Origin of the sequence: Pseudomonas chaetocerotis (genome assembly GCF_015712105.2) — a bacterium.
Lineage (GTDB): Bacteria > Pseudomonadota > Gammaproteobacteria > Pseudomonadales > Pseudomonadaceae > Aquipseudomonas > Aquipseudomonas chaetocerotis.
In genome coordinates, this window is sequence record NZ_JACFYX020000003.1 from 414,932 (window position 1) to 427,315 (window position 12,384).

Annotated in this window: 11 protein-coding genes and 4 tRNA genes; all 15 read right to left on the reverse strand. The window is 58.6% G+C overall.

Going from position 1 to position 12,384, the window contains the following annotated elements:
* Window positions 1-47: 47 nt before the first annotated feature.
* Window positions 48-4,121 (reverse strand): DNA-directed RNA polymerase subunit beta, encoded by a 4,074-nt coding sequence (rpoB, locus tag H3221_RS08275; RefSeq protein ID WP_021488825.1) that lies wholly within the window; start codon window positions 4,119-4,121, stop codon window positions 48-50.
* A gap of 221 nt (window positions 4,122-4,342) precedes the next feature.
* On the reverse strand, window positions 4,343-4,711 hold the full coding sequence (rplL, locus tag H3221_RS08280) for a 50S ribosomal protein L7/L12 (RefSeq protein ID WP_013717352.1): 369 nt from the start codon (window positions 4,709-4,711) through the stop codon (window positions 4,343-4,345).
* 80 nt (window positions 4,712-4,791) lie between these two features.
* The gene (rplJ, locus tag H3221_RS08285) at window positions 4,792-5,292 is read right to left on the reverse strand and encodes a 50S ribosomal protein L10 (protein WP_196473349.1); all 501 of its coding nucleotides are present in this window, start codon (window positions 5,290-5,292) and stop codon (window positions 4,792-4,794) included.
* A gap of 211 nt (window positions 5,293-5,503) precedes the next feature.
* Window positions 5,504-6,199: a 50S ribosomal protein L1 gene (rplA, locus tag H3221_RS08290; RefSeq protein ID WP_017675626.1), complete on the reverse strand. Its 696-nt coding sequence runs from the start codon at window positions 6,197-6,199 to the stop codon at window positions 5,504-5,506.
* Complete coding sequence (rplK, locus tag H3221_RS08295) at window positions 6,199-6,630, reverse strand: 50S ribosomal protein L11 (protein ID WP_021488823.1); 432 nt, start codon at window positions 6,628-6,630, stop codon at window positions 6,199-6,201. The genes rplA and rplK overlap by 1 nt, the downstream gene beginning before the upstream one ends.
* Window positions 6,631-6,749: 119 nt before the next feature.
* On the reverse strand, window positions 6,750-7,283 hold the full coding sequence (nusG, locus tag H3221_RS08300; protein WP_143504860.1) for a transcription termination/antitermination protein NusG: 534 nt from the start codon (window positions 7,281-7,283) through the stop codon (window positions 6,750-6,752).
* A 9-nt stretch (window positions 7,284-7,292) separates the two neighbouring features.
* Entirely contained in the window at window positions 7,293-7,661 is a 369-nt protein-coding gene (gene secE, locus H3221_RS08305; RefSeq protein ID WP_196473348.1) for a preprotein translocase subunit SecE, read from the reverse strand.
* A 42-nt stretch (window positions 7,662-7,703) separates the two neighbouring features.
* Window positions 7,704-7,779: transfer RNA gene (locus H3221_RS08310), tRNA-Trp, on the reverse strand.
* A gap of 53 nt (window positions 7,780-7,832) precedes the next feature.
* Window positions 7,833-9,026: an elongation factor Tu gene (tuf, locus tag H3221_RS08315; protein ID WP_084331690.1), complete on the reverse strand. Its 1,194-nt coding sequence runs from the start codon at window positions 9,024-9,026 to the stop codon at window positions 7,833-7,835.
* An 84-nt stretch (window positions 9,027-9,110) separates the two neighbouring features.
* Window positions 9,111-9,186 (reverse strand) — tRNA-Thr (locus H3221_RS08320).
* Window positions 9,187-9,212: 26 nt separating this feature from the next.
* Window positions 9,213-9,286 (reverse strand) — tRNA-Gly (locus tag H3221_RS08325).
* Window positions 9,287-9,310: 24 nt separating this feature from the next.
* Window positions 9,311-9,395: transfer RNA gene (locus tag H3221_RS08330), tRNA-Tyr, on the reverse strand.
* A 141-nt stretch (window positions 9,396-9,536) separates the two neighbouring features.
* Window positions 9,537-10,223 (reverse strand): SPOR domain-containing protein, encoded by a 687-nt coding sequence (locus H3221_RS08335; RefSeq protein ID WP_196473347.1) that lies wholly within the window; start codon window positions 10,221-10,223, stop codon window positions 9,537-9,539.
* Window positions 10,224-10,230: 7 nt separating this feature from the next.
* Window positions 10,231-10,980 (reverse strand): pantothenate kinase, encoded by a 750-nt coding sequence (locus H3221_RS08340; protein ID WP_196473346.1) that lies wholly within the window; start codon window positions 10,978-10,980, stop codon window positions 10,231-10,233.
* Entirely contained in the window at window positions 10,970-11,935 is a 966-nt protein-coding gene (birA, locus tag H3221_RS08345) for a bifunctional biotin--[acetyl-CoA-carboxylase] ligase/biotin operon repressor BirA (protein WP_196473345.1), read from the reverse strand. Before birA ends, H3221_RS08340 begins: the two co-directional genes overlap by 11 nt.
* Window positions 11,936-12,384 lie beyond the last annotated feature (449 nt).

The window sequence follows — 12,384 nt, forward strand, 5'->3', positions numbered from 1 at the left end:
GGAGCGGGCAGCGAGCTGGATTAGCCCCGCTGCCGATTCACGTCGTGTTATTCGGTTTCCAGATCGATATCGATACCGAGCGAACGGATCTCTTTGATCAGTACGTTGAAGGACTCGGGCATGCCCGGCTCCATACGGTGATCGCCATCCACGATGTTCTTGTACATCTTGGTACGGCCGTTCACGTCGTCCGACTTCACGGTCAGCATTTCCTGCAGGGTGTAGGCGGCGCCATAGGCTTCCAGTGCCCAGACCTCCATCTCCCCGAAACGCTGACCACCGAACTGCGCCTTACCACCCAGCGGCTGCTGGGTAACCAGGCTGTAGGAACCAGTGGAACGGGCGTGCATCTTGTCGTCCACCAGGTGGTTCAGTTTGAGCATGTACATGTAGCCGACGGTGGTCGGGCGCTCGAACTGGTTACCGGTACGACCGTCGAACAGGCGCATCTGGCCGCTCTCCGGCAGATCAGCCAGCTTCAGCATGGCCTTGATCTCGGTTTCCTTGGCGCCGTCAAACACGGCAGTCGCCATCGGTACACCGCCTTTGAGGTTCTTCGCCAACTCGAGGATCTCGGTATCGGAGAACTCGTCGAGGTTTTCCTGACGGCCACCGATCTCGTTGTAGATCTCAGCGAGGAACTTGCGCAGTTCGGCGATCTTGCGCTGCTCTTCGAGCATGCGGTTGATCTTCTCGCCCAGGCCCTTGGCCGCGAGACCCAGGTGGGTTTCGAGAATCTGACCGACGTTCATACGCGACGGAACGCCCAGCGGGTTCAGCACGATGTCGACCGGCGTACCGTTGGCGTCGTGCGGCATGTCTTCGACCGGCATGATCACCGAGACCACACCCTTGTTACCGTGACGACCGGCCATCTTGTCACCCGGCTGGATGCGACGGCGGATGGCCAAGTAAACCTTGACGATCTTCAGCACGCCCGGCGCCAAGTCATCGCCCTGCTGCAGCTTGCGCTTCTTGTCTTCGAACTTGTCGTCGAGCATCTGACGGCGGTCGGAGATGTAGGCCTGAGCCTTCTCGAGCTGCTCGTTCAGGGCGTCGTCGGCCATGCGCAGTTTGAACCACTGGCCACGCTCGAGACCGTCGAGGAACTCGTCGGTGATCGCGGTGCCTTTCTTCAGACCAGCGCCACCTTCGGCGATAGCACCAACCAGAGCGGAACGCAGACGCTCGAAGGTCGCGCCTTCGACGATGCGGAACTCTTCGTTCAGGTCCTTGCGGATCTCATCCAGCTGCATCTTCTCGATGGACAGGGCGCGCGAATCGCGCTCCACGCCATCACGGGTGAAGACCTGCACGTCGATGACGGTACCCTTGGTGCCAGTCGGCACACGCAGGGAGGTGTCTTTAACGTCAGACGCCTTTTCACCGAAAATCGCACGCAGCAGCTTCTCTTCCGGCGTCAGTTGGGTCTCGCCTTTCGGGGTGACCTTACCAACCAGAATGTCGCCCGGGCCGACTTCGGCGCCGACGTAGACGATACCGGCTTCGTCCAGCTTGTTCAGGGCAGCTTCGCCAACGTTCGGGATGTCAGAGGAGATTTCCTCTGGGCCGAGCTTGGTGTCACGCGCCACACAGGTCAGTTCCTGAATGTGGATGGTGGTGAAGCGGTCTTCCTGAACCACGCGCTCGGACAGGCAGATGGAGTCTTCGAAGTTGAAGCCGTTCCACGGCATGAACGCAACACGCATGTTCTGACCCAGCGCCAGTTCACCCATGTCGGTGGACGGGCCGTCAGCCATGATGTCGCTACGCGCCACCTTGTCACCTTTGCTCACCAGCGGACGCTGGTTGATGCAGGTGTTCTGGTTGGAGCGGGTGTATTTGGTCAGGTTGTAGATGTCGACACCGGCTTCGCCAGTTTCGACTTCGTCATCGTTGACGCGAACCACGATACGGCTGGCGTCGACGGAGTCGATCACACCGCCACGACGAGCCACGACGCAAACGCCGGAGTCACGGGCGACGTTGCGCTCCATGCCGGTACCTACCAGCGGCTTGTCGGCACGCAGGGTCGGTACAGCCTGACGCTGCATGTTCGAACCCATGAGTGCGCGGTTGGCGTCGTCGTGCTCGAGGAACGGAATCAGCGAGGCAGCTACGGAGACAACCTGCTTCGGCGAAACGTCCATCAGGGTGACGTCTTCCGGCGCCTTGACGGTGAATTCGTTCAGGTGACGTACCGCTACCAGTTCGTCGATCAGCTGACCCTTGTCGTTCAGGGTCGCAGACGCCTGAGCGATAACGTGGTCGGCCTCTTCGATGGCGGACAGGAATACGATCTCGTCGGTGACCTTGCCTTCCTTGACCACGCGGTACGGGCTCTCCAGGAAGCCGTACTGGTTGGTGCGGGCGTAGGCAGCCAGCGAGTTGATCAGACCGATGTTCGGACCTTCCGGCGTTTCGATCGGGCACACACGACCGTAGTGAGTCGGGTGTACGTCGCGGACTTCGAAGCCTGCACGCTCACGGGTCAGACCACCTGGGCCGAGTGCGGAGACGCGGCGCTTGTGGGTGATCTCGGACAGCGGGTTGTTCTGGTCCATGAACTGCGAGAGCTGACTGGAACCGAAGAACTCCTTCACCGCCGCCGCAACCGGCTTGGCGTTGATCAGGTCTTGCGGCATCAGGCCTTCGCTTTCGGCCATCGACAGACGTTCCTTGACCGCGCGCTCTACACGCACCAGGCCAACGCGGAACTGGTTCTCGGCCATCTCGCCGACGCAACGTACGCGGCGGTTACCCAGATGGTCGATGTCGTCGACGATGCCCTTGCCGTTACGGATGTCGACCAGGGTCTTCAGTACAGCAACGATGTCTTCCTTGCTCAGCACGCCCGAACCTTCGATCTCGGTACGACCGATACGACGGTTGAACTTCATGCGGCCAACGGCAGACAGGTCGTAACGCTCGGCGCTGAAGAACAGGTTGTTGAACAGGGTCTCGGCAGCATCCTTGGTTGGCGGCTCGCCGGGACGCATCATGCGATAGATTTCGACCAGCGCTTCGAGCTGATTGGTGGTGCTGTCGATCTTCAGCGTGTCGCTGATGAACGGACCACAGTCGATATCGTTGGTGTACAGGGTCTCGAAGCGAACCACCTGAGCCTTGGCCATCTTGACCAGCAGGTCAGCGGTCAGCTCGGTGTTGCACTCGGCGATGATTTCACCGGTAGCCGGGTGCACGATCGCCTTGGCAGTGGTACGGCCAATGACGTAGTCGAGCGGAACTTCCAGCTCCTTGATACCAGCCTTGTCCAGCTGGTTGATGTGGCGAGCCGTGATACGACGACCCTGCTCCACGATCACCTTGCCGCTACCGTCCTTGATGTCGAGAACGGCGATTTCGCCACGCAGACGCTGCGGAACCAGCTCCAGGCTCAAGCTCTCGCCCTTCACATGGAAGACGTTGGTGTCATAGAAGGCATCCAGCACCTCTTCAGTGCTGTAGCCCAGTGCGCGCAGCAGGACGGAAGCCGGCAGTTTGCGGCGGCGGTCGATACGCACGAATACCGCGTCCTTCGGATCGAACTCGAAGTCCAGCCAGGAGCCGCGGTAAGGGATGATGCGAGCGGAGTACAGCAGCTTGCCCGAGCTGTGGGTCTTGCCACGGTCGTGGTCGAAGAACACACCTGGCGAACGGTGCAGCTGGGACACGATGACGCGCTCGGTACCGTTGATGACGAAGGTACCGTTCTCGGTCATGAGCGGAATTTCGCCCATGTACACTTCTTGCTCTTTGATGTCCTTGATCGCTTTGTTCGACGATTCCTTGTCGAAAATGATCAGGCGCACTTTCACGCGCAGCGGCACGGCGAAGGTCACGCCACGCAGGACGCACTCCTTGACGTCGAACGCCGGCTCGCCCAGGCGATAGCCGACGTACTCCAGGGCGGCATTGCCGGAGTAGCTGATGATCGGGAATACCGATTTGAAGGCCGCATGCAGGCCGATGTCGCGGAATTGTTCCTTGCTCACCCCTTGCTGCAGGAATTCGCGGTACGAATCCAGCTGGATAGCCAGGAGGTAAGGCACATCCATGACATCCGGCAACTTGCTAAAGTCCTTGCGGATACGTTTTTTCTCAGTGTATGAGTAAGCCATCAGCGTTCCCCAGCTTGGTCACCTGCTTGTTTGGCCAGCGCCGGCGGCGGTGACCAGAAAATCGTGCAAACCCTCGGTTTGCAACCGCCTCTCGGGCGGGATCTTTTCGGCTCCAGGCCGACTGTTGAACAGCCAACCTAGAACGGAAAAAGGCCGGTGGCAAAAGCCACCAGCCATCAGCCTTGCGCGAGTCGCTCGGGCTGTAGACGCAAGGTACGAACTTACTTGAGCTCGACCTTGGCGCCAGCTTCTTCCAGCTTCTTCTTGGCGTCTTCAGCAGCTTCTTTGGTCAGACCTTCAGCGATAACCTGAGGAGCGGTGTCAACCTTCTCCTTGGCTTCTTTCAGGCCCAGACCGGTCAGCTCGCGAACAGCCTTGATCACGTTCACTTTCTTGTCGCCGGCTTCAGCCAGAACAACGTTGAACTCGGTCTGCTCTTCTACAGCAGCAGCGGCAGCAGCCGGACCAGCGGCAACAGCGGCAGCAGCGGTAACGCCGAAGGTTTCTTCCATCGCTTTGATCAGCTCAACGATTTCCATGACGGATTTCTGGCCGATAGCTTCGATGATTTGCTCGTTAGTCAGAGACATGACTATCAATTCCTGTATTGGGGTGACGGCCTACGCGACCATCAAATTAAACGTTTGATTTCGAAAGAGCTCACGCCGCCTCAGGCAGCTGCAGCTTCTTTCTGGTCGCGAATGGCTGCCAGAGTGCGAGCGAGTTTGCTGGTGGCGCCTTGAATAACGCTCATCAGCTGGGCGATGCCCTCGTCGCGAGTCGGCAGACTTGCCAGTACGTCGATCTGGTTTGCTGCGAGGTACTTGCCCTCGAACGCAGCTGCCTTGATCTCGAACTTATCCTGACCCTTGGCAAAATCCTTGAACAGACGAGCAGCAGCGCCCGGGTGTTCGTTGGAGAAAGCAATCAGGGTCGGGCCTTTGAACACGTCGTTGAGCACGTCGAACTGAGTGCCTTCAACGGCGCGCTTGAGCAGGGTGTTACGCACGACTTTCACGTACACACCAGCTGCGCGGGCCTCTTTACGGAGTCCGGTCATTGCGCCGACGGTCACGCCACGGGCATCAGCCACGACAGCGGACAGACCGGCTTTGGCAGCCTCGTTGACTTCAGCGACGATGGCCTTCTTGTCTTCGAGTTTAATTGCCACGGGTTTACTCCTGGTTTTTACCGTATCGCCAAACCGAGGTTCAGCGGCGTTTTGGTGTCTGATTCGGTAACGAATCGGGAGCACCATCTGCGTAGGCCATCAGGCAAACCTGACATTTAAAACGCGAGTCACCTACGGTCTTGGATAGCCCCCGCCAGGCAGGGACCCCAATCTTTCAAAGCCGGTAGCACACGGCTACCGGCCTAATCACTTAAGCGTCGAGCGAAGCCTGATCAATGATCAGGCCCGGACCCATGGTGGTGCTCAGGGTCACACGCTTGACGTAGATGCCTTTCGAGGTCGACGGCTTCAGACGCTTCAGGTCGGACAGCAGGGCTTCCACGTTCTGCTTCAGCGCAGCGGCTTCGAAACCGACCTTGCCAACAGAAGTGTGGATGATGCCGTTCTTGTCGGTACGGAAACGTACCTGACCAGCCTTGGCGTTCTTGACAGCGGTAGCGACGTCCGGAGTCACGGTGCCGACTTTCGGGTTCGGCATCAGACCGCGCGGGCCCAGTACCTGGCCCAGCTGGCCAACGACGCGCATGGCGTCCGGGGAAGCGATGACCACGTCGTAGTTCAGATCGCCTGCCTTCATTTCGGCAGCCAGATCGTCCATACCCACCTTGTCAGCACCGGCAGCCAGAGCAGCTTCAGCGCCCGGACCCTGGGTGAACACGGCAACGCGTACGGTTTTGCCAGTGCCGTTCGGCAGAACGGTGGCGCCACGTACGACCTGGTCGGATTTACGCGGATCCACGCCCAGGTTCACGGCGACGTCGAAGGACTCGGTGAACTTGACGGCAGACAGCTCGGCCAGCAGGCCGGCAGCTTCTTCGAAGGTGTAGGCCTTACCGGCTTCAACCTTGGCCGCGATGGCCTTTTGGCGCTTGGTCAACTTAGCCATTACACACCCTCCACGTTCAGGCCCATGCTACGAGCGGAGCCGGCGATGGTGCGCACGGCCGCATCCAGGTCAGCGGCAGTCAGATCAGCCTGTTTGGTCTTGGCGATCTCTTCCAGCTGAGCACGGGTAACGGTGCCTACTTTGACGGTGTTCGGACGAGCGGAACCGCTGGACAGGCCTGCAGCCTTCTTCAGCAGCACCGATGCCGGGGTGCTCTTGGTTTCAAAGGTGAAGCTGCGGTCGCTGTAAACAGTGATGATCACAGGAGTCGGCAGACCAGGTTCCATGCCCTGAGTCTTGGCGTTGAACGCCTTGCAGAATTCCATGATGTTCACGCCGTGCTGACCCAGAGCGGGACCGACGGGTGGCGACGGGTTTGCCTGACCGGCTTTAACCTGCAGCTTGATGTAAGCCTGAATCTTCTTAGCCATTAGCTACTCCAATTTCGGGTTCGAACGCCTGACGGCTCCCCGAGGTTACTTACGCATTTATCCCAGTGACGACAAAACCCCGCAGCCTAGGGCTGCGGGGTGAGGGATGCTTATGTCAGTTATGCCTTCTCGACCTGACTGAACTCCAGCTCGACCGGGGTGGAGCGACCGAAAATGGTCACAGCAACCTGGATGCGGCTCTTCTCGTAATTCACTTCTTCGACCACGCCACCGAAATCGGCAAACGGACCGTCGACAACTCGCACCATCTCGCCCGGCTCGAACAGAGTCTTCGGCTTGGGTTTGTCACCACTATCGGCAACACGACGCAGAATGGCTTCGGCTTCTTTCTCGGTGATCGGCGCCGGCTTGTCGGCCGTACCACCGATGAAACCCATGACGCGCGGCGTATCCTTGATCAAGTGCCAAGTCGCCTCGCTCATTTCCATCTGCACCAAAACATAGCCAGGAAAGAACTTGCGCTCACTCTTGCGCTTCTGACCATTGCGCATCTCGACCACCTCTTCGGTGGGGACGAGAATCTCGCCAAAGTCATCTTCCATACCAGCCAGTTTCACGCGCTCGATGAGCGAGCGCATCACATGCTTCTCGTAACCCGAGTAAGCATGCACGACGTACCAACGCTTAGCCACGAGACACCCTTAACCAACAATCAGGGAAACAAGCCAACCGAGCAGGGAATCGAGACCCCACAGCAGCAGCGCCATTACCAAGACCACTGCAACCACGATCAAAGTGGTCTGCGTGGTTTCCTGGCGGGTCGGCCAGACGACTTTACGAATCTCGACGCGCGCCTCTTTCAGCAGCACCGCGAAAGCCTGACCACGAGCAGTCTGAAACGCCACGAAAGCAGCACCAGCACCCAACGCGACCAAACCCAGAACGCGATACAGAACCGGCTCAGCAGAGAAGTACTGATTACCCACAACACCCACAACAACCAGGGCAGCGACAACCAGCCACTTGACCAGATCAAAGCGAGAGTCTTTGGCTTCAGCCTTAACATTCATTCGAGAGGATCCTGTGAAAGACACGCCAGATTCGTTAGAAAATGGCAGGTCAGGAGGGAATCGAACCCCCAACCTGCGGTTTTGGAGACCGCCGCTCTGCCAATTGAGCTACTGACCTAAAGCAAAATCAGGCCGACCATTATGCCGGCCCGAGAGGAACAGATCAACCGATTACTCGACGATCTTGGCAACCACGCCAGCACCAACGGTACGGCCGCCTTCGCGAATCGCGAAACGCAGGCCATCTTCCATGGCGATCGGCTTGATCAGGGTGACAACCATTTTGATGTTGTCGCCCGGCATTACCATCTCAACGCCTTCCGGCAGTTCGCACGAACCGGTCACGTCAGTGGTACGGAAGTAGAACTGCGGACGGTAGCCCTTGAAGAACGGGGTGTGACGACCACCTTCTTCCTTGGACAGAACGTACACTTCAGCTTCGAACTTGGTGTGCGGCTTGATGGTGCCCGGCTTGGCCAGAACCTGACCACGCTCGACTTCATCACGCTTGGTGCCGCGCAGCAGCACGCCGCAGTTCTCACCAGCACGACCTTCGTCCAGCAGCTTGCGGAACATCTCAACGCCGGTGCAGGTGGTCTTGGTGGTCGGACGCAGACCAACGATTTCGATTTCTTCCTGGATACGGACGATACCGCGCTCTACACGACCGGTCACTACAGTACCGCGGCCGGAGATCGAGAATACGTCTTCGATCGGCATCAGGAACGGACGGTCGATGGCACGAACCGGCTCAGGGATGTAGGTATCCAGAGTTTCCACCAGGGTTTTCACCGCAGTGGTACCCATGCCGTTGTCGTCCTGGCCGTTCAGAGCCATCAGCGCGGAGCCGATGATGATCGGAGTGTCGTCACCCGGGAAATCGTAGGTGCTCAGCAGGTCGCGAACTTCCATCTCGACCAGTTCCAGCAGCTCAGCGTCGTCAACCATGTCAGCCTTGTTCAGGAAGACAACGATGTACGGTACGCCAACCTGACGGGACAGCAGGATGTGCTCACGGGTTTGCGGCATCGGGCCGTCGGCAGCCGAGCAGACCAGGATCGCGCCGTCCATCTGGGCAGCACCGGTGATCATGTTCTTCACGTAGTCGGCGTGACCCGGGCAGTCAACGTGCGCGTAGTGACGTACGGACGAATCGTACTCCACGTGTGCAGTGTTGATGGTGATACCACGAGCTTTCTCTTCCGGAGCGCTATCGATCTTGTCGAAGTCAACCTTGGCCGAACCGAAAACTTCGGAGCAGACGCGGGTCAGAGCAGCGGTCAGAGTGGTTTTACCGTGGTCAACGTGACCGATGGTGCCGACGTTGACGTGCGGTTTGTTACGTTCGAATTTCTCTTTAGCCATCTTGACCGTCTCCTAGCGAAGAATTGAGCAAGCCATACCGCCATTAAAACAAAGGCAGATACTTTCATATCTGCCTTCATTAGATGGAGCTCATGAGCGGATTTGAACCGCTGACCTCACCCTTACCAAGGGTGTGCTCTACCAGCTGAGCTACATGAGCCAAACTCTGTTGCGCCAACCACAAACTGGAGCGGGTAGCGGGAATCGAACCCGCATCATCAGCTTGGAAGGCTGAGGTTCTACCACTGAACTATACCCGCGGAGCTTGCAGCTCACGCTGAATCTGGTGGAGGGGGAAGGATTCGAACCTTCGAAGTCGATGACGTCAGATTTACAGTCTGATCCCTTTGGCCGCTCGGGAACCCCTCCAAAGTGAGGCGGCATTTTCTAGATCTGCCACCCTGCTGTCAAGCTTTTTCTCATTAAAATCTTGAGGTTAGCTACTTTGACAACATCTTCGTCGGGAACCAACTTTGACCACCCTGCGAAGCGGGCGCCATTCTATGCAAACTACTGGAGCAATGCAACGCCTTCACAAGGCATTAATTGATGCTGCAAACCTTCGAAGTCACCTGCGAGCCGCCCAAGCAAAAACTCGTCAGCCAAGCGCCGACTTTCTGGAGCCACACGCACCCAGAAACTCCGATGCGCACGCGAGAGCTCGCGAATCTGCGGCTCGTAACCCACATCACGCAAACGCTGCATGACGCTATCGGCTGAGTCACTGCGAGGGAATATGCCGAGCGATATGCCATTCGCCAGCTCGCCCTGAGTGATGATGTAGCTATCGATGCGCCGAGCCTGCAGTTCACGCAACTGCCTCAGCGAGGCCTGCCGGGAAGCCAAAGGCGGCAGATAAACCCAATACTCGACACCTGCCGCCGCATCGACACCGCGCACTTCAGCCTGTATGTCCAAGCTCAGTAGACGCTGCTCCACGACCCTGGCCCTCGCCTCCTCCTCGAAACTCCCGAGATAAAGGCATACAGCCGCCTCAGGAGCAGCCGCATCAGCCGCCGCCGACGAATCCCCACGCGAGCGCGGCGCATCCGCCTCACTCAACAAGCGGATATCCTTACGCGCCGCCTGGTAAGCACCCGCCGGAGCCACCTCTTTGGCACGCAAGGGGGCCTGCTGCTGATGCCAGACGTAATAGAAGGCGTTGAGCAGCAGGAGCAATAGCAGAATCCAGCGCATGCTCGCCTCAGTTCAAGGGACAGGCGATAGCCAGTCCGACAAATACCAGATCAGGAACAACCTGCGCTCCCGGGACTACATCTCTCACCAGGCCCGCATCGCCTCCAGTCAGAAAGACCTCGAAGCCATCGGGAAAACGAGCCCGCGCTTGCAGCAACTGCTCGGCAACAAAACCGCGCAACATCAATACGCACCCGCGCTCGACAGCCTCAGCTGTGGAGCGCCCTGGCTCAAGCTCCTGCAAAGCGGCGAGAGCCACCTGACGGTCATAACGAATACGCCGAGTGTGCGTACTCAATTGATCACGCATGAGCGGCAACCCCGGGCAAATGAAGCCGCCCATGTGCATACCTGCGGCAGAAACGAAATCGGCAGTCACAGCAGTCCCGAGATCCACCACCAGACAAGCGCGCTGCCCCAGGTGATAGGCACCCAGCACAGCCAGCCAACGATCCAGACCAAGACGCCGGAAGTCTTCGTAACCGTTATGCACCGCCCCGACCTGACTGGCAGATTGAGCACAGACCGCATCCACACCCAAGGACTCACGCAGACGTGCGACCAACTGCTCAGTCTCGGCATCGCTACGCACACTGACCAGGCGACAGCGACTTACCCTCAACCCAGGCGCAGCAGCCAACGAGTCGAAGAGAGCGGCATCGGAGTCGACCACGCCAGCCAGAAGACGCTGCGCTCCATCCACAGAGATCACCCGCCACTTGATAAAGCTATTACCGCAGTCGAGCTCAAGAATCATGTTGCAACCTCAGGCTCAACTCACCCCCACTGAAGGAGCGATCGACGCCATCTACGCTCAGCCTGATAGCGCCTCGCTCATCAACACCAAGCACGACACCCAGCGTCGCATTATTTCCTGCCGTCAACGCCACATGGCGTCCGCGCCATGCATGCAACGCTTCCCACTCCGCGCGTAAACCGGCAAACCCGCGCTGCCAATGAATGGAAAGGCAATCTCGAAGCTGCAGCAACAACTCGGCGGCCAACTCATTACGGTCGAGAATCCGCCCAAGGCACTGACGCACCGAGGTCCAGGGCTGGTCGATAACAGCCGGCGCATCGACCGCCATATTGACGTTGATACCAATGCCAATCACAACATGACAGACATCTGCCGGATCCCCGGCCAGCTCCAGGAGAATCCCGGATATCTTGCGACCGTCGACCAGCACATCATTCGGCCACTTGAGTCGCGCGCCGTCGATGCCAAAGGATTGCAAGGCCTTAGCGACAGCAAGCCCCACAGTCAGGCTCAAGGCTTCCACCTGACTCATGCCACCATCTACACGCAGAGCGATACTGCAATAAAGGTTCTCGGCAAAAGGACTGGCCCAAACGCGCCCCCGCCGACCACGCCCAGCAGTCTGGCGCTCAGCAAGCAGAACGAAAGGCGCACGCGCTCCAGCATCGAGGCAGCGGAATATCTCGGCATTCGTGGAGTCCACACTGGGCTCGACTGCGACCGGCCACTCCAAGTCATCAGCATCACGGGATATTTGCTCTGCATCGAGCAAGCTCATGGGCGAAGACAGCCGATAGCCTCGACCTGGGACCTTGAACACCTCGATCCCCAGTTCGGCCTCCAGGCCTTGCAGTTGCTTCCAGATGGCGCTGCGACTTATCCCAAGCTTCGCCCCCAGGGCTTCACCGGAATGGAATCGACCGTCCTGTAGAAGTTTCAACAATTCCAGCATGCCAGGCCCCGCTAAGAACAAGGCTGGCATGATAACGACGAGGCTTCAGCTTGCATAGAAAACGGGAAGCAGAAGGAAGCCGCAGACGAGGAAAGACAACGCTCATAGTGCAAGATCCCTCTGAAAAAGCCAGCAACCAAAACCAACAGTCGACAAGACCAACTTCAAAGCGGCCTTTTATTGATCAAAGCGCAGCCTTCCCCGTAGGGTGCGCCATGCGCACCAAGATGACTGCGCCCTGACCGGTGCGCGCAGCGCACCTACGCGAAGCGTTGTTTTCCAGCGCACAAAGAAGAAACCCCAGACCGCGTTGGCGATCTAGGGTTTCGTATAGGCGCTTGACGATGATCCGGCCGGCGCTCCGGCGGCCGGCGCTCCGGGACTCTCACCACCACGCACCTTTTTTGCGCACATAGAAGAACGCCCAGTCTGCTTTAGCAAACTGGGCG